At 49.3% G+C, this 21,260-nt stretch carries 16 protein-coding genes; 10 read left to right on the top strand and 6 right to left on the bottom strand.

From position 1 onward, the window contains the following. Window positions 1-2: 2 nt before the first annotated feature. From prpB to ACFFJP_RS09090, 9 genes are all read left to right on the top strand, one after another. A complete protein-coding gene (prpB, locus tag ACFFJP_RS09050; RefSeq protein WP_377242621.1) occupies window positions 3-887 on the top strand; it encodes a methylisocitrate lyase in 885 nt (294 codons plus the stop codon). Window positions 888-919: 32 nt separating this feature from the next. Next, complete coding sequence (gene prpC / locus ACFFJP_RS09055) at window positions 920-2,050, top strand: bifunctional 2-methylcitrate synthase/citrate synthase (RefSeq protein ID WP_377242623.1); 1,131 nt, start codon at window positions 920-922, stop codon at window positions 2,048-2,050. 77 nt (window positions 2,051-2,127) lie between these two features. Further along, complete coding sequence (gene acnD / locus ACFFJP_RS09060; protein ID WP_377242625.1) at window positions 2,128-4,716, top strand: Fe/S-dependent 2-methylisocitrate dehydratase AcnD; 2,589 nt, start codon at window positions 2,128-2,130, stop codon at window positions 4,714-4,716. A gap of 55 nt (window positions 4,717-4,771) precedes the next feature. Then, on the top strand, window positions 4,772-5,965 hold the full coding sequence (prpF, locus tag ACFFJP_RS09065; RefSeq protein WP_377242627.1) for a 2-methylaconitate cis-trans isomerase PrpF: 1,194 nt from the start codon (window positions 4,772-4,774) through the stop codon (window positions 5,963-5,965). A 117-nt stretch (window positions 5,966-6,082) separates the two neighbouring features. Then, window positions 6,083-6,466 carry a hypothetical protein gene (locus ACFFJP_RS09070; protein WP_377242629.1) on the top strand — a complete coding sequence of 128 codons (384 nt, stop codon included), beginning with the start codon at window positions 6,083-6,085 and terminating at the stop codon, window positions 6,464-6,466. 46 nt (window positions 6,467-6,512) lie between these two features. Further along, window positions 6,513-7,013 carry a GNAT family N-acetyltransferase gene (locus ACFFJP_RS09075; protein WP_377242631.1) on the top strand — a complete coding sequence of 167 codons (501 nt, stop codon included), beginning with the start codon at window positions 6,513-6,515 and terminating at the stop codon, window positions 7,011-7,013. Window positions 7,014-7,083: 70 nt separating this feature from the next. Next, window positions 7,084-8,250 carry a glycerophosphodiester phosphodiesterase family protein gene (locus ACFFJP_RS09080; RefSeq protein WP_377242633.1) on the top strand — a complete coding sequence of 389 codons (1,167 nt, stop codon included), beginning with the start codon at window positions 7,084-7,086 and terminating at the stop codon, window positions 8,248-8,250. Window positions 8,251-8,344: 94 nt separating this feature from the next. Beyond that, window positions 8,345-9,490, top strand: a complete 1,146-nt coding sequence (locus ACFFJP_RS09085; RefSeq protein ID WP_377242635.1) for an efflux RND transporter periplasmic adaptor subunit — start codon at window positions 8,345-8,347, stop codon at window positions 9,488-9,490. A 2-nt stretch (window positions 9,491-9,492) separates the two neighbouring features. After that, entirely contained in the window at window positions 9,493-12,621 is a 3,129-nt protein-coding gene (locus tag ACFFJP_RS09090) for an efflux RND transporter permease subunit (RefSeq protein WP_377242637.1), read from the top strand. Between the two features lie 85 nt (window positions 12,622-12,706). Here ACFFJP_RS09090 and ACFFJP_RS09095 read toward each other — a convergent pair whose 3' ends face one another. The 3 genes from ACFFJP_RS09095 to ACFFJP_RS09105 form a co-directional block, all read right to left on the bottom strand. Beyond that, window positions 12,707-15,007 carry a TonB-dependent receptor domain-containing protein gene (locus tag ACFFJP_RS09095; RefSeq protein ID WP_377242639.1) on the bottom strand — a complete coding sequence of 767 codons (2,301 nt, stop codon included), beginning with the start codon at window positions 15,005-15,007 and terminating at the stop codon, window positions 12,707-12,709. Between the two features lie 120 nt (window positions 15,008-15,127). Continuing rightward, window positions 15,128-16,174 (bottom strand): patatin-like phospholipase family protein, encoded by a 1,047-nt coding sequence (locus ACFFJP_RS09100; RefSeq protein WP_377242641.1) that lies wholly within the window; start codon window positions 16,172-16,174, stop codon window positions 15,128-15,130. Further along, a complete protein-coding gene (locus tag ACFFJP_RS09105; protein ID WP_377242643.1) occupies window positions 16,171-17,418 on the bottom strand; it encodes an anti-phage deoxyguanosine triphosphatase in 1,248 nt (415 codons plus the stop codon). The genes ACFFJP_RS09100 and ACFFJP_RS09105 overlap by 4 nt, the downstream gene beginning before the upstream one ends. A 136-nt stretch (window positions 17,419-17,554) precedes the next feature. On the opposite strand from ACFFJP_RS09105, the gene ACFFJP_RS09110 reads away from it, so the two are divergent. Then, entirely contained in the window at window positions 17,555-17,893 is a 339-nt protein-coding gene (locus tag ACFFJP_RS09110; protein ID WP_377242645.1) for a YebG family protein, read from the top strand. A gap of 10 nt (window positions 17,894-17,903) precedes the next feature. Here ACFFJP_RS09110 and ACFFJP_RS09115 read toward each other — a convergent pair whose 3' ends face one another. The 3 genes from ACFFJP_RS09115 to ACFFJP_RS09125 form a co-directional block, all read right to left on the bottom strand. Next, window positions 17,904-19,040, bottom strand: a complete 1,137-nt coding sequence (locus ACFFJP_RS09115; protein ID WP_377242647.1) for a PspA/IM30 family protein — start codon at window positions 19,038-19,040, stop codon at window positions 17,904-17,906. Between the two features lie 110 nt (window positions 19,041-19,150). Beyond that, the gene (locus tag ACFFJP_RS09120; protein ID WP_377242650.1) at window positions 19,151-20,257 is read right to left on the bottom strand and encodes a nucleotidyltransferase family protein; all 1,107 of its coding nucleotides are present in this window, start codon (window positions 20,255-20,257) and stop codon (window positions 19,151-19,153) included. Continuing rightward, window positions 20,247-21,110: an HprK-related kinase A gene (locus ACFFJP_RS09125; protein ID WP_377242652.1), complete on the bottom strand. Its 864-nt coding sequence runs from the start codon at window positions 21,108-21,110 to the stop codon at window positions 20,247-20,249. Before ACFFJP_RS09125 ends, ACFFJP_RS09120 begins: the two co-directional genes overlap by 11 nt. Between the last annotated feature and the right edge of the window lie 150 nt (window positions 21,111-21,260).

Raw genomic sequence — 21,260 nt, forward strand, 5'->3', positions numbered from 1 at the left:
ACATGACGCAAAGCGCAGGCTTAAAATTTCGTCAGGCTATACAAGCAAATCAACCATTGCAGTTAGTCGGTACTATTAATGCCTACACCGCCATGATGGCGGAGCGGGTTGGACACAAAGCGTTGTATTTGTCAGGTGCAGGTGTTGCGAATGCGTCCTTTGGTTTACCAGATTTAGGTATGACATCGCTGAACGATGTTTGTGAAGACATTCGCCGTATTACCGGCGCTACAAACCTGCCGTTGCTGGTCGATGCAGATACAGGCTGGGGTGGAGCATTTAATATCGCCCGGACTGTGCGCGAGATGACCCGTGCTGGCGCCGCTGGTTTTCATATCGAAGATCAGGTGATGCAAAAACGTTGTGGCCACAGACCGAATAAAGAAATTGTGTCGCAAGAAGAGATGGTCGACCGCGTCAAAGCTGCTGTTGATGCCCGTACCGATGCTAACTTTTTTATCATGGCACGCACTGATGCGCTGCAACAACAAGGCTTAGACGCGGCCATTGAGCGGGCGCAAGCCTGTGTCGAAGCTGGCGCCGATGCTATTTTCGCCGAAGCTGTTTACACGCTTGAGCAGTATCAGGCATTTACCAATGCGCTGTCAGTGCCGGTTCTGGCGAACATCACGGAATTCGGTCAAACCCCGCTGTTTAACACTGCAGAGCTGGCCGGCGTTGGCGTGAAAATGGTGCTGTATCCGTTATCCGCCTTTCGCGCGATGAACAAAGCCGCGCTGAATGTCTACCAGTCCATTCTGGCCAATGGTGACCAGAAAGCGGTTGTGGATAGCATGCAAACGCGGATGGAGCTCTACGATTTCCTGAATTATCACAGTTACGAAGAAAAACTGGATTCATTATTTGCCCAAGGCAAAAACAAATAACCCGAATTAACTCTGTACCTGGAGAACAGCTTATGTCGACATCTAAACAATTAACCGGTGCAGGCCTGCGCGGCCAAATCGCTGGTAAAACCGCATTATCTACAGTGGGTAAAACCGGCTCAGGATTGACCTACCGTGGTTATGACGTCAAAGATTTAGCCGCCAAATGTGAATTTGAAGAAGTAGCCCACCTGATCTTAAAAGGTGAATTACCAACTGTGGCCGAGCTTGCGGCGTACAAAGCTAAACTAAAAGCATTACGCAGCCTGCCACAGGCATTAAAAGAAGTGCTGGAACGCATTCCAGCCAGCGCACACCCAATGGATGTGATGCGCACCGGTTGTTCAATGCTGGGTAACCTCGAAACTGAACAGAGTTTTGCCGAGCAACAAGACGTTACTGACCGCATGTTAGCGGTTTTCCCTGGTCTGATTAACTACTGGTACAACTACAGCCACCACGGCAAGCGCATTGACGTTGAAACGCCGGCAGATTCTATTGCTGAACAGTTCCTCTGGACCTTGCACGACAAAAAACCAGAGCCATTGCACGTTACCGTGATGCACGCCTCGCTCATCCTGTATGCAGAACACGAATTTAATGCCTCAACTTTTACTGCAAGGGTCTGTGCTTCAACCTTATCTGACATGCACTCTTGCATCACCGGTGCTATCGGTTCTTTACGCGGTCCATTGCATGGTGGCGCCAACGAAGCTGCGATGGAACTGATTGAACATATGCAAAACCCGGAACATGCCGAAGAGACGCTGTTAGGCATGCTGGCGCGTAAAGACAAAATCATGGGCTTTGGCCATGCCATTTACTCCGAATCCGACCCACGTAACGCGGTGATCAAAGCCTGGTCCGAGCAACTGGCCAAAGCGAACGGCGACAGCCGCTTGTACGACGTGTCAGTGCGTTGTGAAGCCGTGATGTGGCGCGAAAAGAAACTGTTCTGTAACGCCGACTTCTTCCATGCCTCTGCCTATAACTACATGGGCATTGCGACCAAGTTGTTCACTCCGATTTTCGTCTGTTCACGCCTGACCGGCTGGGCAGCACATGTGATGGAACAACGTGCCGACAACCGCATTATCCGGCCAAGTGCTGATTATGTCGGGGTAGAACCGCGTGAAGTGCAGCCAATCGCCAACCGTGGCTGATAAATCCAGCCGGAGCTGCACTGCAGTCTCCGGTTATCACAGCGTGACGCTGGGCATTTATTTTCAAAGAGATGGCAATGAATACTTTATTTCGTAAACCGCTGGCCGCAACCGGGCTGGACTATTTTGATGCCGCCGCTGCTGTTGATGCTTTGCAGCCCGGCGCTTGGGCAACTCTGCCTTATACCTCACGCGTGCACGCTGAAAACCTTGTTCGCCGCGCTGATCCGGCGCAGTTAAGCGCCTACTTACTTCAGTTAATTGAGCGCAAGCAAGAGCTAGATTTCCCTTGGTTTCCGGCGCGCGTTGTTTGCCACGACATCCTTGGTCAAACCGCACTGGTCGACTTGGCAGGCTTGCGTGATGCGATTGCTGCCCAAGGCGGTGACCCGTCTAAAGTGAACCCAGTGGTCCCAACACAGCTGATCGTCGACCACTCTTTAGCCGTCGAACACGGCGGTTTTGAAAAGGACGCTTTTGAGAAAAACCGCGCGATTGAAGATCGGCGCAATGACGACCGCTTTCATTTTATCAACTGGACGAAAAAAGCCTTTAAAAACGTCGATGTGATCCCGCCGGGTAACGGCATCATGCACCAGATTAACCTGGAGCGGATGTCACCGGTCATTCATGCCAAAGATGGAGTGGCTTATCCAGATACGCTGGTCGGTACTGACAGCCACACGCCACACGTCGATGCGCTGGGCGTGATTGCCATTGGTGTTGGTGGTTTAGAGGCCGAGAGCGTGATGCTGGGCCGGGCTTCATGGATGCGTTTACCCGATATCATCGGGGTAGAATTGACCGGCAAAGCACAGCCGGGCATTCAGGCGACTGACATCGTCTTGGCACTGACTGAGTTTTTGCGCAAACAAAAAGTGGTTTCCAGCTACCTGGAATTCTTTGGCGAAGGTGCCGAGAGCTTGAGTTTGGGTGATCGTGCGACCATTTCGAATATGACGCCGGAATATGGTGCTACTGCGGCGATGTTTTATATCGACCAGCAAACACTGGATTATCTGACGTTGACTGGTCGAGACGCGGCACAGGTCAAACTGGTTGAAACCTACGCTAAAACAGCCGGTTTATGGGCTGACAGCTTAAAAACTGCCGAATATCCGCGGGTACTATCCTTTGATTTGTCGACAGTAGTACGCAATATCGCTGGGCCGTCAAATCCGCATGCCCGGGTTGCCACTGCAGATTTAGCCGCTAAAGGTATCAGCGGAGTGGTGGAAAACGAGCCCGGTCTGATGCCAGATGGCGCCGTGATTATTGCGGCGATCACCAGCTGTACCAACACCAGCAACCCTCGGAACGTCATCGCGGCTGGTATTCTGGCGCGTAATGCCAATAAGCTTGGTCTGACCCGCAAGCCATGGGTAAAAAGCTCGCTGGCGCCAGGTTCTAAAGCGGTCGAACTTTATTTAAAAGAATCCAATCTGCTGACCGATCTGGAACAGTTAGGCTTTGGCATCGTCGGTTTTGCTTGTACCACATGTAATGGCATGAGTGGCGCTTTAGATCCGAAAATCCAGCAGGAAGTCATCGACCGCGATTTGTATGCGACGGCAGTGTTATCCGGTAACCGGAACTTCGATGGTCGAATCCATCCCTATGCGAAACAGGCATTTCTGGCCTCTCCGGCACTAGTAGTTGCTTATGCGATTGCCGGTACCATTCGATTTGATATCGAAAAAGATGTGCTGGGAGTAGCAGCCGATGGTCGTGAAATCCGCTTAAAGGACATTTGGCCGACCGATGCAGAGATTGATGCGGTAGTGGCTGCCAGCGTAAAACCTGAGCAATACCGTAAGGTCTATGAGCCGATGTTTGCCGTTGATGTCGATTACGGTGAAAAAATCAGCCCACTGTATGACTGGCGTCCGCAAAGTACCTACATCCGCCGTCCCCCTTATTGGGAAGGTGCATTAGCTGGCGAACGTAGTTTAACCGGTATGCTGCCACTGGCGCTGCTCGGCGACAACATCACGACCGACCATTTATCGCCGTCGAATGCCATCATGATGGACAGCGCAGCCGGTGAATACCTGCACAAAATGGGCTTGCCGGAGGAAGATTTTAACTCCTACGCCACGCACCGTGGTGACCATCTGACGGCGCAGCGCGCGACTTTTGCCAATCCTAAGCTCATTAACGAAATGGCGCTGGTGGATGGCAAAGTGAAACAGGGTTCGCTGGCACGTTTGGAGCCGGAAGGCAAAGTGCTGCGGATGTGGGAAACCATTGAGACCTATATGGCACGCAAGCAGCCGCTGATTATCATTGCCGGCGCCGATTATGGCCAGGGCTCCAGCCGCGACTGGGCTGCCAAAGGTGTGCGTCTCGCTGGTGTTGAAGCCATCGTTGCAGAGGGCTTTGAGCGCATCCACCGCACTAACCTGGTTGGTATGGGCGTATTACCGCTCGAGTTTAAAGCAGGAACCAACCGTCTGACTTTAGGCTTAGATGGCACAGAAAGTTTTGACGTGATCGGTGAGCGCTTACCCCGCGCCACTCTGACGTTAGTCGTCCACCGCCAAAACGGCGAGGTGCTGCAGGTACCGGTTACCTGTCGCCTTGATACCGCCGAAGAGGTATCGATTTATGATGCCGGCGGTGTGCTGCAGCGGTTCGCCAAAGATTTTCTGGGCGGCAATCTGTAATTGATATAAGCCGGCCTTTGCGCCGGCTTCTTTTGATAAATATCAGGGTGAAGTCATGTCTTATGCTCCACAAATAAAAGTGCCCGCAACCTATATGCGCGGCGGCACCAGCAAAGGCGTATTTTTTCGTCTTTGTGATTTACCACCCACTGCACAGGTTGCTGGTCCGGCACGTGATGCGTTGTTATTGCGCGTGATTGGCAGCCCAGACCCATATGGCAAACAAATTGATGGCATGGGCGGCGCAACGTCCAGTACCAGCAAAACAGTGATTTTAAGCCCGGCCAGCAAGCCTGGCCATGATGTGGATTATTTGTTTGGCCAAGTGGCGATCGATAAGGCTTTTGTTGATTGGAGCGGCAACTGCGGCAATTTGTCTGCGGCAGTTGGCTCTTTTGCCATTCAGTCGGGTTTAATTGATGCAGGCACGCTGCCGCAAAACGGCCTGGCGACAGTGCGGATTTGGCAGGTCAATATTCAGAAAACGATTATCGCGCATGTGCCGATGCTCAACGGACAAGTGCAGGAAGATGGCGATTTTGAACTCGACGGTGTGACTTTTCCGGCCGCCGAAGTTGAACTTGAGTTCCTTGATCCGGCCGCCGACGAGGGCGAGGGCGGTGGCGCGATGTTTCCGACCGGCAATCTGGTTGATACACTGGATGTTCCCGGCATTGGCAGTTTCCGAGCGACCTTTATTAATGCCGGTATCCCGACCATTTTCCTCGATGCCGCAGAATTAGGTTATCGGGGCACTGAGCTGCAGGATGCAATCAACAATGACGTGCAAGCGTTAAGCCGGTTTGAAACCATTCGCGCTTATGGCGCGCGCCAAATGGGACTCATCAGCGATATCAGCGAAGCAGTTGCCCGTCAGCACACGCCAAAAATCGCTTTTGTCAGCGGTCCCGCGACTTACCTGTCATCAAGCGGAAAAACGGTTGCGGCTGATGCGATTGACCTGTCAGTGCGCGCGTTGTCGATGGGCAAACTCCATCACGCCATGATGGGCACCTGCGCTGTCGCTATTGGTACGGCTGCCGCTATTCCGGGGACTTTAGTGAATCTCGCTGCCGGTGGTGGTGAGCGCACTGCAGTCCGGTTTGGTCATCCGAGTGGTACTTTGCGGGTTGGTGCTGCAGCCAGTCTGGTGGATGGTCAGTGGCAAGTCACCAAAGCGATTATGAGCCGAAGTGCGCGCATCATCATGGAAGGCAAGGTGCGGGTACCGGCGAGTACGCTGGAATAATCCGAAGGTGTCCGTGATCTCGGATGCCTTCTTTATTGATTTTTCTACACTTGATTGCAAATTAAGATTTTTCTGATTAGATTGATTAGATAACGCAACTTAAGCGGGATGCTACTGATGAAAAAATGGTGTTTAGCGGGCTTACTTCTGACCAGCATGTTGCCGGTCCAGGCTGCAGATCAAGATTACAAGTTAGTCACTGTCGCAGGTTACCTGAATTTTTATCTGCTCAATCTGAATGCATGTCAGGATTTTCATCCGTCAGTGCGTAAAGATGCGTATGCAGCTGAAAGTACATTGTATCCATGGCTTGATAAATTGGATGCAAAAACCAAAGGTAGTATCGATTCAGGCATGCTGAACAGTGTGGTACAAAAACGCCGTGATGCGTTAAATGCCCAGATCAAAGAAGGTGACTTCACCATTGATCATTGTCATGCAGTGATTAAGCTGTTAACTGCAGACGGTCTGGACAAGACGCTGCTAAAAGCTATCGAATAATCTCACGCAGTGGATGCCTGTTGCAGCTGTCGCAGGCCTAAGAGTTATGTTTCACATCCGTTTAATGCAAATATCAGATCTGAGTGCAGTGGTCCGGTTACAGGACCACTGTTATACAGATGAGTTTTACGAATCCCCGCAAGTCGTTGCTAAACGACTGATGTTGTATCCACAATCCTGCTGGTTGGCTTGTTATCAAGATAAAGTCTGGGGCTACCTGTTTAGTTATCCATCACGATTAGGGCAGATTAATGTTCTAGGCGCTGAATTCGGCCAGTATGAACAGGCGAATTGTCTGTATCTACATGACATGGCTGTCAGTCCTGATGCCCGTGGTAATGGCGTGGCGACCGCGTTGCTGCAGCAGGCATTGACGTATGCCGGTACCCTTGGTTTGTCTTATGCTGCCTTGGTTGCCGTACAGAATTCTGCAGCATTTTGGCAGCAGCAACAATTTACTGCTGTTGATGAACTGTCAGAGCAGGCAAGCCAGGCGCTGACTAGTTATGGTTCAAATGCTATCTATCTGGCGCGTCCGCTGAACTAGTACAGGTTGTCATCCAGCGGTCATTTTTGCGACCTACACTTCGGAACATTGTAGATCCGGAGTGTTATCAATGCGTTTTTCCCTATTTTTACTTCTTTTGAGTCTGAGCTCACAAGCGGCATGCCCGGCTTGGCCGCTGATTATTGCTCATCGCGGCGCCAGTGGCGATTATCCGGAGCACAGTGAAATTGCTTATTGGCAAGCGATGTTACAAGGCGCAGATTTTATTGAAGCCGATTTAGTGCCAACGAAAGATGGCGTATTAATCAGCCGGCATGAGAATGAGCTCAGCCAAAGTACTAATATCGCTGAGTTGCCACAATTTGCTAATCGCAAAACGAGCAAAAAGGTTGATGGTGTGATGGTAGAAGGCTGGTTTAGCGAGGATTTTACGCTGGCCGAACTACGCAACGTCAAGTTGCGTGAATCAAAACCACTGATTCGTCCGGCAAGTCGGCGACACAACGATCAATACGGTATTTTAACGCTTGCCGAAGTGATGCAACTGGTGCAGCGCTTCGAACAGCAACATGGACGAAAAGTTGGCTTATATCTGGAAACCAAACATCCTACGTATTTTTTGGCTGAGGGCCGATTGCAGGACGGCCACCAGATCAATCGTAATATCTCTGAACAGTTATTACAGCAACTGAGTGTTTGGCAGCAAACGCAACACAACCCGGTGTATATCCAATCATTTGAGCTCAGCAATTTATGGTGGATGCGCCAAGAGGGGCTAAAAAAGTATCAGGTCAAAGCGAAGCTAGTGCAATTGATTGGGGATATCAGCGGTACTGCTTTATATCCTAAATCAAATTTCGCTGAGCCTTGGGATTTGGTAAGCCGACCAGCATCGATGCAGGCACTGTTACATCAACAGCAAAACTTTCTTGGCCAGGCTGGTTTTCACTATGGCGCTTTAATAACCCCAGCAGGCCTGACTTTTCTTAGTCAATACGCCGACGGTATTGGCCCTTGGAAAGAACAATGGTTTTCGCAAAACCTCGCATTGGTCACCGCGCAACAATTAAAAAGCTATGGGTTACAACTGCATCCCTATACATTTCGTGCCGAACCTGAATTTTTGCCAGAAGGGGTTGCAACATTAAAGGATGAATTGCAACAACGTTATCAGCAAGGTGTTGATGGTGTGTTTACCGATTTCACTGATATTGCCGTAAAAACGCGGTCAGAAACTTGTACTGTAAAATCAATGCCCAAGCAGGATCCTGATTGACATAACTTGTTACTGTTTAAGCTGTTGGTTTTGCGTATGCTTTCTATAGACTAGGCTTCGGAATATTATTTTTAATTTATCTGGAAGCTGGTTTATGAAAGGTTTACCTCAACTCACGATATTGGCACTAGCCCTGACATTGACGTTAAGTGCATGCTCAAAGCCCACTGAGACCAACACCACAGAAGAAACCGTCTCAAGTCTGCAGCTGGTCTCACAGGACATTCTGACCATCGCCACCAGTGAGTTATCACAGGGACCGATGATTTCTGGTACTTTGCAACCTGTGATCAAAGCTGAACTCAACGCTGAAGTCGGCGGCATCGTAACCCGAGTGCTGAAGGATAACGGCGATGTAGTGAAAACTGGTGAAGTACTGGTACAACTGGATCAAACCACTTTTCGAGATAAGTTATTGTCGGCACAAGAAGCCGAACGCTCTGCCCATGTTGCTGCAGATCAGGCAACACGCCAGTTAAAACGGATGCAGAAATTAAACCAGCAGAATCTGGTCACCGCAGAGGTGCTGGAATCAGCTGAAATCAAAGCTAACCAGACACAGTCTGACCTCGCCTCGGCCAAAGCCCGTACCGTTGAAGCCCGCCAACAATTAGAGCGTACTGAAGTCCGCGCGCCATTTGATGGTGTTGTCGCAGTACGTAAAGTCTCATCCGGTGATACGGCGCAAATCGGCAAAGCACTGTTGGTGTTGATCAACCCCGGCAGTATGCGATTTGAAGGTTATATCGCTGCCGACCAAGTTGGTGCTGTTAAAGTTGGTTCGGCGGTCAGTTTCAGGGTCAATGGCTACCCTGGCCAACGTTTTAACGGCGAAATTGAGCGGATCAATCCACAAGCCAACGAGCTCACCCGCCAGGTGCAAGTGTTTGTCAAATTGGCTGAACAAGCTTCTTTTGTTGCGGGCTTATACGCCGAAGGCTTCATTTCTGTGGAACAACAACAAAGTGTAATGCTGGCGCCATCCAGTCTGGTTACTGAAGGTGATCTGCAGTTTGTCTGGCTGATCAAAGACAACAAACTGGTGAAGAATGCAATTGAAACCGGCGCAAAAGATCCGCGTTTTGGCACCGTACAGGTGATGAGCGGTTTGACGGTAGGCCAACAGATCCTGCGTCACCCGCAAGGTGCATTAAAAGATGGCATCAGCGTGACCATCGATGCCAAAACTGAAATGGCCGTGAAAGCCACTGACGCCAGTCAGTCCGTGACAGGGAAATAATTATGATTTTATCGGATTTCAGTATTAAGCGACCCTTGGTCGTGGTCGTGGTGACAATCGCATTGATGCTGTTTGGCTACTTTGCATTGACCAATCTGAAAACGAACCAGTTCCCGGATGTACAACCACCAGTTTTGGTGGTCAATGTGCCTTATCCGGGCGCCTCGCCAGAAACGGTGGAACGGGAAATTTTAAACCGGGTGGAAGACTCGATGTCGACCATTCAGGGGATCCGCGACATTCGTTCTTATGCGCGGGAATCCAGCGCGACCATCGTGGTGTTCTTTGATTTTGACAAGGACTTAACCGCTGCAGCACAAGAGCTGCGCGATAGTATTTCGACGGTGCGCGACAAGCTGCCGACCGAAATGAAAGAGCCTTTTATCAACAGAGCAGATCCAAACGCGCAGCCGGTGATGTCACTAGCGTTGTCCTCTGATGTGTTATCGCCACTGGAATTATCCCGTCTGGCGGAGATCCAGATTGGTCGGCAATTGCGTTCAGTACCTGGTGTCGCACTGGTTGAACTTGAAGGTGAACTGGAACGCGAAATGACGGTGTTCCTCAATAGTCATGCGATGCGCGAAGCGAAAGTCTCGGCACAGGAAGTTGTAGCAGCTTTACGATCGCAGAATCTGGCAGCACCGGTTGGCAGGGTCGTGAACGGCTTGGAAGAACAGAGTATCCGTCTGCAGGGGCGTCTGAAAGATGTTACCGAATTTGAACAGATGGTGGTCAAACAAAATGGTGACCAGGCGATCCGGCTCGGTCAGGTCGCAGATATTGTCGACGGTGGTGCAGAACAGCGGCGTCTCTCGTTTTTTAACGGCAAAAAAGCGCTTGGCATCGATATTACCAAAGCGCGGGAAGCTTCAACGATTTCAGTAACGGATGACATCAAAGCCAAGCTGGAAGAGATCAACAAAACCCTGCCAAAAGAAGTCGAACTGGTCATAGTGTCTGACCAGGGCGAAGACGTTGCGGCCAGTATGCGTAATGTCACTGAAGCCTTAGGTCTTGGTGCATTGTTGACCATTGTCGTGGTGTTTGTCTTCTTAAATTCGTGGCGCTCAACGCTGATTACGTCGCTGGCCTTGCCGACGTCGGTACTGGCATCTTTTATTGCGGTCTGGGCCTGTGGTTTTACACTGAATTTTATGTCGTTGCTTGGCCTGTCGCTGGCGATTGGTGTGTTAATTGATGATGCGATCGTAGTTCGGGAAAATATTGTCCGTCACATGGAAATGGGTAAGGACAATATGACGGCAGCGCGCGACGGTACGCGTGAAATAGGCATGGCGGTTATCGCGACAACGATGTCCATTGTGGCAGTGTTTATTCCAATTGCTTTTCTTGATGGCATCACCGGCCAATGGTTCAAGCCTTTTGGCCTGACCGTCGCCTGTTCGGTCCTGGTGTCGCTGTTTATCTCTTTTACCATTGACCCGATGATGTCAGCGTACTGGCACGATCCGGACCATGATAAAAACAAACAACGTCGTGGCCTTGGCAAGGTATTTCAACGGTTTAATACCTGGTTTGATCATCAGGCAGAGCGTTACTCAAGGTTGATCGGCTGGGCGTTGAAACACCGTAAATCGATGTGGTCGCTGGCGTTTTTGAGTTTTTTTGGTGCGCTGTTTCTGCAAGCAAAATTTGGTGGCTCCGGCTTTATGCCGGATACCGATAATGGGGCCTTAATTGTCTCAATCCGCGCGCCGAGTGAGGCCAGCATTGATTACACCAAAGCGAAGGCAGCGCAGGTTGCCGAAATCACCCAGCAGTTGCCGGAGCATCGCTATACACAAACAACCATTGGTGTGCAGGGCAACATTACCCGTGCTCAGGTGTTTGTGCGGTTAGTGCCGGAAAAAGACCGTAATCGCAGCGCGAAAGAAGTGGCCGAAGAGGTGCGCGGTAAAATTAAGTCACTGGTCGGTGCTGAGTTTACCGTATCAGCTGACTTAGGCGGCGGCGGTGGTGGTGATGGTAAACCATTACAAATCCAGTTCCGTGGTCCGGAAACCCGCGTGCTGGAAGGTATTGTGATGGACTACGTCGAAAAGCTGAAAAAAGTCCCGGGAGCGGTGGACGTCGGTTTGTCTGCGCAGGATCCAAAGCCAGAGCTTCAAGTTGAGTTTGACCGCGGTCTGGCGGCCAGCGTCGGTTTATCAATGAGTGATGCAGCCAATGCGATGCGGCTGGCGTTTGCCGGTGCTGAAATTGGTGACTGGGTGGACCCGACCGGTGAAACCCGCAACGTGTTTGTCCGGGTGCGGCCAGAAGAACGTGCAACAGTCGCTGATTTGGAACAACTGCCGCTGTTATCCAGCAAAACCGGCGCGCTCGTACCTTTAGAACAAGTCGCCACTGTGACATTAGGTAAAGGCCCGGCGCTGATCGAACACTTAGATCGGGAAACCATGATGGCGGTGACTGCCAACGTGCAGGGCCGTAGTTTTGGTGAAGTATTCGCTGATGCGATGAAGCTGGCCAAACAAATCGACTTCCCGCCCGGATACGATCTGGTGGTTGGCGGTGAAGGCCGTGATCAGCAGGAAGTGTTTGGCAAAATCTTCGGCGCACTTGGTTTGGCTGTGGTGCTGATGTATTTGATTCTGGTTGTGCAGTTCCATAGTTTTATGGCGCCAGTGGCGATCATGATGTCATTACCATTGTCACTAATTGGCGTCGTTTTGGCATTGTTGATAGGCAACTCGACGCTGAATCTGATGAGTCTGATTGGTGTCGTGATGCTGATGGGCATTGTGGCGAAAAATGCCATCTTGCTAGTGGATTGCGCACGGAAAAAAGAGCAGCTGGAAGGCTTGTCACTGGAAGAATCGTTGATCGCTGCAGGTCGCGAGCGTTTACGGCCAATCCTGATGACTACTTTTGCCCTCGTCGCCGGTATGTTGCCGGTTGCAATTGGTGTGGGTGAAGGCTCAGGTTTCTATCGGCCACTGGGGATCGCAGTGATCGGTGGCACGATCACGTCGACAATCCTGACTTTGTTAGTTGTTCCTACGTTCTATGACAGCCTGGAAACGATGAAACGTCGGATTAAAGCACGGTTTAAACGCAAGCAAGCGGTAGCGTCGCATTCAACGGTTGAAACGCCGGCGTCTTGATATCGTAGTGACTAATTACAGAATGAACTAAGGGCGCCGCTGGCGCCCTTATTATTTATCGAACACTACAACTGATGGTATAGCATCAGAAACCCAGACTGACAGTGAAACTGGCAGTACGGCCAGCACCAATGTAATAAGCACCTTCCTGACCACCGGACAGATACTCTTCATCTGTCAGGTTATTCACCAGGAAAGACAAATCAACATACTGGAACATTGCATCCTGACTCAGCGTTTTTTGGTAACCTAAAGACAAGTCCAGCACTGTGGATGCCGGCAATTCGTCTTTGTTGCCACCGAGCGCAGCACCATAATATTCAGCTGTATGGCGGGCAGTCAGAGCGCCATTGTATTTGTCGGTCGTGAAGCGGGCAGACAAAGTAACAATCGTTTCCGGAGAACCTGCAACTTGGTCATCTTCGAAGATGCCACGTGGATTCTTCACGATTTGATTGCCTTCTTTGATGGTACCATTAATCGTCTGGTTGTAAACGGCGTCATTGAGCGTCAGTGCACCATATACCGACCAAATCTCGTTCAGTTGCCAGTTCAGACTGGTTTCCACACCTTTGGCATCGATACCACCCACGTTGATATAGGTGCCATCCAGCTCATTCAGATAATCTGGTGCGCCCTGATTTGCGCCAGGTTGTAAGAAGGTGATCCGGTTATCAAACGTCGTGCTATACAGTGTCAGATTTAACGACAGGTTGTCCGCGTTGTAACGCAAACCAAAGTCGATGTTGTCTGCAGTCTCTGCTTCTAACTTGCTGAAATCTTGGCTAGTTTCCAGAATTGCATCGCCAATGGCTTTGAAATTCTGGCTAAAACCAGCGAAGGCTTCAACGCTGTCGGTCATGCGGTATACCGCGCCGACTGAAAACAACGGATCAGAATCACTGGATAAATCACCGGCATTATTGGTGTTGATATTATCCTGACGTTCTACGTCAACGTAGAATTGCTTCACGCCGGCAGTCAGCGTCAAGTCACCCAATTCAATCGTATCCTGCGCAAACAGCTTTAAGGTGTCCGTGCTGTAATCACGGTCGTAATGAACCCAATATGGCGTTTCATTAAAATAATGATAGATTTTGGTATTCAGCACCTGGTGCCAATCACGAGTTTCATTGCGGTCTTGCTGTTCATACCAGATACCGGCGCGCAGTTGGTGATTATCCAGCTGCATTTTCAGTTCGGAAGTCAGACCGGCACGGTCTTTTTCATAATGCGTATGGCGGTATGATGCAACACGAGTGGCTTTGGATAAATCTGCTTTCGGATCCAGAATTGGCCGGCCTTGTGCGTCAACGTGGGTATAACGTTGTAACTGACCGTTACCCGTGCCTTTGTTAACACGCTTGCCATCTTTGTCAGTGACATAGACCTGGTAAGGTGGTAACCAGTCGCCGCGGCCACTTTGTAAGTGCAGGTACGGTGTGACCGTCAGATCAGTTTCGTCTGCCAGTTCCTGCTCCCATTTGACATAAGTGAAGCTGTTTTTACGTAGAGTAGACCAGGTCTCGGCGAAATTCTGGTCAATCTCCGGGTCGCCGGTCCATTGACTGGTCAGGCGGTCCCAAGTCGGGTTCTGTTCAAATTCGGCTAAAGACACTGTGTTGTAGTTATCTTCTGCTGTATCGTCGTATGAAAAACGTGCAGTGATTTTGCTATGCTCAAGTTCGGTGACCGACTTGGCTTCAAAGTGTGTACGTTCAGCAAAACCATTACTACCGCTGCCAATCCAACGGTTATTAAAACTATCTGACAAACTGATGTAGGCAGTGGTATTGCCAAACAGCTGACCAGAATCATAACGGGTAAAATACTTACGGGCGTTATGATCGCCACCGGTAATACCAGCACGGACACCCGCTTCAGCTTCTGGCGTGGCAGAGACAAAATTCAGTGTGCCGCCCAGTGCATCCAGTGATGCCGATGCAATGTCAGCAGTGCCTTGCGCAACTTCGACCATCGCGGTATTTTCGGTATCCATATACCGGTTTGCTTTACTGCCGCCACCATAAGCCGAACCACCGTTTGGCAGGCCATCAATGGTGATGCCAAGCTGCTGTTCGTTCAGGTTGACGTTAAAACCACGCATGGAGATAGTCGTTGACCAGTCATCGGCGCCAAAGGCGTCGCCCTGGCCGACACTGACACCCGGCAGATATTTGATAGCATCAAGAACGTTACCGGCAGGCGATACTGTATCCAGCATGGCCTCATCGGTGGTGTTATTGGCATAAGCAATGCGTTGCCCGGTTACAGCGATTTTTTCAATGCTCGCTTCTGCGTTCGGTTCAACCGCAGCGCTCAGACCGTTTGAAGCAACAAAAGTGCTGGCCAATGCCAGACTGATCAGTGATTTGCGAAACTGCACGATATTCTCCGTATTGTTATAAAATCGCGGACATTCTCTGCAGTTTCAGTGACGTTGGTGTGAAGTCACAGTGACAAAACTGCGACTTTCCGGTGACAGATATACGACAATCAGGCGGGGCTATTTAAATGGTAACAGCTCAAAACGGCTATTTGCTAAGTCGTCAGCCAATTCAAAAGAGCGCTCGGTGACTTCTTGCCAATAGGCGATACGGGCAGTATCTGACAGTTTATTAAAGTCAGTTCGATCCGGAATTTTGCCATAAGGCAGGCTGGCTATCCATTGCGGCGTCGGGCATAACATTGCGACTTGTGAGAATAATTTTGGCTTGGCCCGTCGCCATGGTAATGATTTATCAAACCAGCCCGGACTGGCGTGTGAATAAAAATGCGGAAAAAGTACAAGGCCGTCAGTCTGAAATGGCCAGGCAAAATGATAATCGGTCAGGCCACCGTCGATGAATTGTCCTTGTTGCATACCGGCAATTTCTGTTACCGGATCCAGTACCAGCGGGATAGAACCTGATGCGAGCAATGCTGCTTGTAAATTCGCCGCAGTCAAATCGTGACGTGTAGTCGGTAAGTCTGTCGGAGCTTCGAGCCGGCTGTACCTTTGCGAAAATAAGATGCGCTGATAAAACCGGCCAAGCCAAGGCCGGTGCAATAGATTAATAGCTGCGGCAGAACTAATCTGGCCTAATTGGCCAATCCTGCTGCTGGCAAGTGGTCGGCCCTTTTTTTGCGCCACAATAAAGTTAAGACGAAAGGTTTCGTTACTGACAACCTGGGAGATATGCGCAGGATTAGGGAACACCGCGTCCAATACTGTTTTGGAGATCGCGGTAACTTCACCGATTGGCGCTTTAGCCGGATAAAATAATGTGCGGTAGGCATCGCAAAACCGCCGTGATGCTGCAGCACCATCGATTTGAGCAAAACAAGCAAAGCGCCAGGCGCCAGCGGAACTGCCAAGTAATTCCAAAGGTGCCTGACGGCTCTTGAAAAATGTCGTCAGTAAATATTGGTCAAGGCCAAATAAACAAAACCACTTGGGACCACCACTGGCACCGACCAGCATTTTTACGTCGTCGGCTACCAATCCATCTCGTTGAATTCGTGTATAGGCGGTGGGACCGGCGAACAATTGCAGACGTGGAAGTCGCTTCACAACATCACTCCATACAGTCGCTGCATCATCCTGCTGGCATATTCATCCGTCATGCCAGCAATATAATCACAGACGGCCCGCTGCCCACTGCCTTGCTCTGATAGTAGTCTCCAGCGCTGCTGCGTGTTAGCAGGTAATAATCGGGTCGGTTCTGCGGCAAAGGCATCAAACAGAGACTGCACGATACGTTGGCCACGAAACTCATTTTGTTGCAGCTCTGGATGTAAAATCACATGCTGGTAAATAAAGCCCTTCAGCAACTGTAGGATCCGCTGCTCAGGCTCCGGCAAGCAGGCGTTATAGCGGATCAATGGCTCCTGCGCCTGCGGTAATGGTTCTGACCATTCAATTGAAGTGATCAACCGGTTGACCAAAGTGCCGATAGCCGTTTTGCGGATATAGTGTTCAGGGCGGAATAAATGGTGACCGGCCAGTTCAAGAAATCGCCGATCTGTAGCTTCAAGGCTGGTTTCAGCCAACCTTTGTTGCCACTGGTCAGCAGTGACAGTTCCAGTGACGACCGCGTCTTCCAAATCGTGGACGCCATAAGCGATATCATCAGCCAATTCCATAATAGAAGCGTCAAGCGATTTAAAACGAGACTTGCGGCTATTTTGTTCGACCTGCACCTGCTGAAATTCTTTACGATCGTCGACTTCCAGAGGCACCAGTACCCAATCAAGCAACGCGCGATCTTCAAGATAAATTGCTTTGGTTGGTTTGTGCTGCCCCGGTAACGCTGACATAGGCTGCAATACTGGATACTTTAACAAGCCTAATAATGTACGCCGGCATAGGTCCATGCCGCCCGACTCGGTATAAGGCTCAAGTTTACCGACAATCCGGAAAGTCTGACCATTGCCTTCAAAACCACCATAGTTCAGCATTTTATGATTCAACGCGGTTTCGCCGCCGTGGCCAAATGGAGGATGTCCGAGGTCATGCGCCAGACACAGAGATTCCATTAATGCGTCATCCGGCAGAATCTGTTGCAATTGCACATCGGTTGTTTTGTTGCGCAGTTGGGCAACCAGCGCTGTGCCAATTTGTGCAGCTTCGAGTGAGTGGGTGAGTCGGGTGCGGTAAAAGTCATTCTGGCCAACACTCATGATCTGGGTTTTAGCCTGCAACCGGCGAAAGGCTGCACTGTGTAAAATTCTTGCCTTGTCGCGCTGATAGCAAGAACGGTGATCGCCCGGGCGATTATCTTGTTGTGATAAGTGACGTTCAGTCCAGACATCCATAACCTGCTCCTTGAAGTACACAGCTATCTTACTGAATTTATTCAGATCAGGCGACTATGAAAAAAAACGCCACAACCACTGGACATAAAAACAGTTAAACTGTATAAATACACAGTACTCAATCAGGGAGCTAATCATGCCAGTTATTATTCAATATGTCGTGGAACGTGACGGGGAAGCCAAAATGACTTTTGCCAGTAAACAGCAGGCTGACGCCTATGACAAAATGTTAGATCTCGCTGAATTAATGGGTGATTTGTTGGGGCGCAGTCAGATGCTGAATGACAATCAGACAGAACTGTTGTCATTGTATTTGGCGCAAAACAAAGATGAATTGCTAGCTGCCTTGCAAGGCAAAGCCAAGGCTGTGAAAAAACAGAAAGATGAAGAGGGCGTTTTGACTGAACCAAGCCCATCGGAGCCGGATGACTCAGCAGTAGACACAGTGGTTACCGCGTTTGCCAGTGCAGCCTGATATTAGTTAATCAATCTGTAGCTTTCAGCAGGTTTAGCATTGTCTTGAGCTGCTGAAGCTGCAATTCGATCTTTTTACGATCATCTGTCGTTGATGCTTGTTGCAGCTGCTGTTCTGCTGCTTTGATCTGTTGCTGCAGCAGATTAACGCGCTGCGATTTTTCAGATTTGAGAGATTGCTGTTCAGTTGCAAGTTCAGCAGCGAGATCGTCTTCTGCAACTAAGTCTGCTTCGGCCGATTGCTCTTTGACTTGCTGCATCTGTTGCTGAGCTTGCTGTTTTACATCGGTGATCGGGGTCAGCACTGCTTGTGTCGATTGCTCTTTGACTTGCTGTACCTGTTGCTGAGCTTGCTGTTTCGCATCAGTGATCGGGGTTAGCACTGCTTGTGTTGATTGCTCTTTGACTTGCTGTACCTGTTGCTGAGCTTGCTGTTTCGCATCAGTGATCGGGGTTAGCACTGCTTGTGTTGATTGCTCTTTGACTTGCTGCACCTGTTGCTGTGCTTGTTGTTTTACATCGTTGATTGGGGTCAGCACTGCTTGTGTTGATTGCTCTTTGACTTGCTGCATCTGTTGCTGTGCTTGTTGTTTTGCATCAATTAATGGCGATAGGGCATGATCCACCAATGATTGTTTTTTCTCCTCTAGCAGATTTTTAGTCTGACCTTTTATGTCTTTCAGATTTTTTGCGTTATCTACTAAAGGCACCACTGCAGCTGGCACAGGGATGTTGTCTGATAGTTGTTGTTTTGCTTTGTTTATTGCTTGTTGCTGCAGTTTTGCCGGCTCTGTGTAGTCACTGAGTTCTTTAGGCCAAACTGGGATCTGCTCTACGACTTCGTTGTTTAATTTTTCAGCAAATACCTGAGGGGCGCCACCACTCACCATTAGCACTGCCATTTGGTTTGTTTCTGAGTTCCATACAAAACCAGCTTTTTCTGCCAGCTCAGGTACAGGTGTATATTTGGACACTACGTAAAACAGTGGTCCTTCTTGTTGGATTTTATCTGCTGTTTCAAGTAGTTGCACTGCGCCTGAATAGTGGCTACCTAATAGCGGCTCAAGTCTTGATTGAATTAATGGCTGCCTAAATAAATTCGCTTCTTTAGGATCCAGGCCAACCATTGGTTTTAGCAGTGCCCACATCAGCTGGCCTTGAGGCGCTAACAAAAGAGCTGGGGCCACACACTGAGTCAACAGACTGACACAAAGCAATAAACAACTTAAATGGCAAAATTTGCGAACAGACAAGTAGGTCAATGTGCATCTCCGGGGCGGGTTTGTGCGTCTAATTCCCTTTGTTTTTTACCCAATTTTTTCCGTTCTTTAAATTGCTCTATCGACTTAGCAACAGAGTGATATATCAGCGTTAAAGGGCCCATTTTTAACAAATGGCCACGAACAAACCAGAAAAAATGCGCTGGACTGTGCCAAAAACTAGCATGGTCTAATAGATGCGTTAACAAAAACTGCATTTGCCATAAGCGATAGCGGCTCGCAGCAGGGGCTAGTTGTTGTATCTCAGTTGGCAGTTCAATAGCAAACAGCTGATTTAATGTGTTTAGTGCATAAAAAACAGCAGCTTGAGCATTAGATTTTTCTGCGGCCTGCAAAATGTCAGTAAAGCTTTGTCTTGCCATCACTTCACGATAAAGCAGATTCAGGTCGACCAGATCTTTGACCAGTTTGTGCGTTTCATCTTGATAAAACAGATGTACTGCGGCATGCATAAAAAGGTACGCCGGAGAAGGTGTAGAAAACGCACTGCCCGGTAATACAGAAGCATGCCCAATAAGCGGTTCAATTAAGATATCTTCATTCGACGAAACCGGAAACAGGTGGTGGTGCAAATCAATATTGGCGCCACGCAGGAAGTGAGTCAGCGGCGGATGTTGATGCGTCCAACGTAAATAGTAACGTCTGTCGTAAGCTGACATGGTAAATTCAAGATAACCTGCGTCCTTTAGCATCTGCAATGCCAAGGCATAATGGCTGTCAGGCACTAGCAGGTCAATGTCAGAAAACACTCGGCCTCTAGCAAACGCATAGCCGTCTAAGCGATAAGCTACACCTTTCACCAATACAGCAGGAACATTTGAACCCTCAAAGATTTTCTCGAGTTCCAACATTTCATTTAATAGCGTGATTTTTTGTTTTTCTGCATAGTGAAAACCAGATATCAAATGGTTTTTTACCTGCTCTGGTATCAAATGCCAAATGCCTGCATCTTGTGCTAAAAAATAACAGCTACCCAAAAGCGCATACTGGCGAGCTTCCTCAATAAATGCAGTCCACTGCTTTAACGTCGCAGTTTGACAATAACCAGCGGGTGCACGGACAAAAGCTAAACATTCACTCTTCATTTAGCAGCGCCTCTATCTGATCTATTGCAAGCTGGCCATCACTATATTCAAAATAAAATCCTTCAGCTGCAACACTCATTTTATACAAGGCATGGAAGCCACTTTCGCCCATCACACTGTAATTAAAGCTATTGAGTGCTAACTGCATAAATAAAGAAGACTGTGACAGAGCATAACCAGAAAGGCCTTCAGCTTTGGCGTTATATTTTGGAAAAATGACCAAACGTGGGGTCGCTGATGTATGACGTTGAGTCCAGCTAACAGGTGTCGGCTGGAGGTAAGCCATAGTGCCTTTATGCGTTCCTTCAGTGCGCTGGTATAGATTTACTCCAGGAAACAGGCGATTAATTACGGCGAGGGAGTTATTTTTAAGACTCAGTGGTCTCACGCAAGGCAGGATTTGACCGGTTTCAGGGTCCAACATGCAATGTTCGTCTGATAACAATCGCCAGCCTTGTAACATCATCATCGCGCACAAGGTACTCTTTCCTGAGCCTGGTGGAGCTGGCAGAATCACAGCAAGGCCATTTTTTTCCAACACCGCAGCATGAATGCATAGGTAACGGCTTTGGTAAGTCGCTACACACCAGTTTAATCCCCACTCGAACATCGGTACTGCTTGAAAAGGTTCCGCATAGCGAAAATGTTGATTACCGAGTTTAAATGCCAAACTCCCACCAGGTTGCCAAAAGCGGCGTTTATAATTGACGCCAAAGTCGTAAATGCAATCCGAAGAAACGCTTTTCAGAACGTCCGGGGCATAGAGTTCGCTTAACTGCGAATAAAGGGTTCGGGAGCTGGTTTGGATGAGAAACTTAAATGGAGCAAGGTCGAGCGCAAATGAAGTGGTCATAAAGGCGGGGACTCTGTCTCTCCTGACTGAATTGCCTCTGACGCTGTGTTGACATCCGTGGCATGTGTCCAGCGATTAAAAATGATTTTATCCGAATTGTCCAGACAATCTAAAACAACTAAAGCACTGTCGGATTCAGGGACGAATCCA

Origin of the sequence: Rheinheimera tilapiae, assembly GCF_042432165.1 — a bacterium.
Classification (GTDB): domain Bacteria; phylum Pseudomonadota; class Gammaproteobacteria; order Enterobacterales; family Alteromonadaceae; genus Pararheinheimera; species Pararheinheimera tilapiae.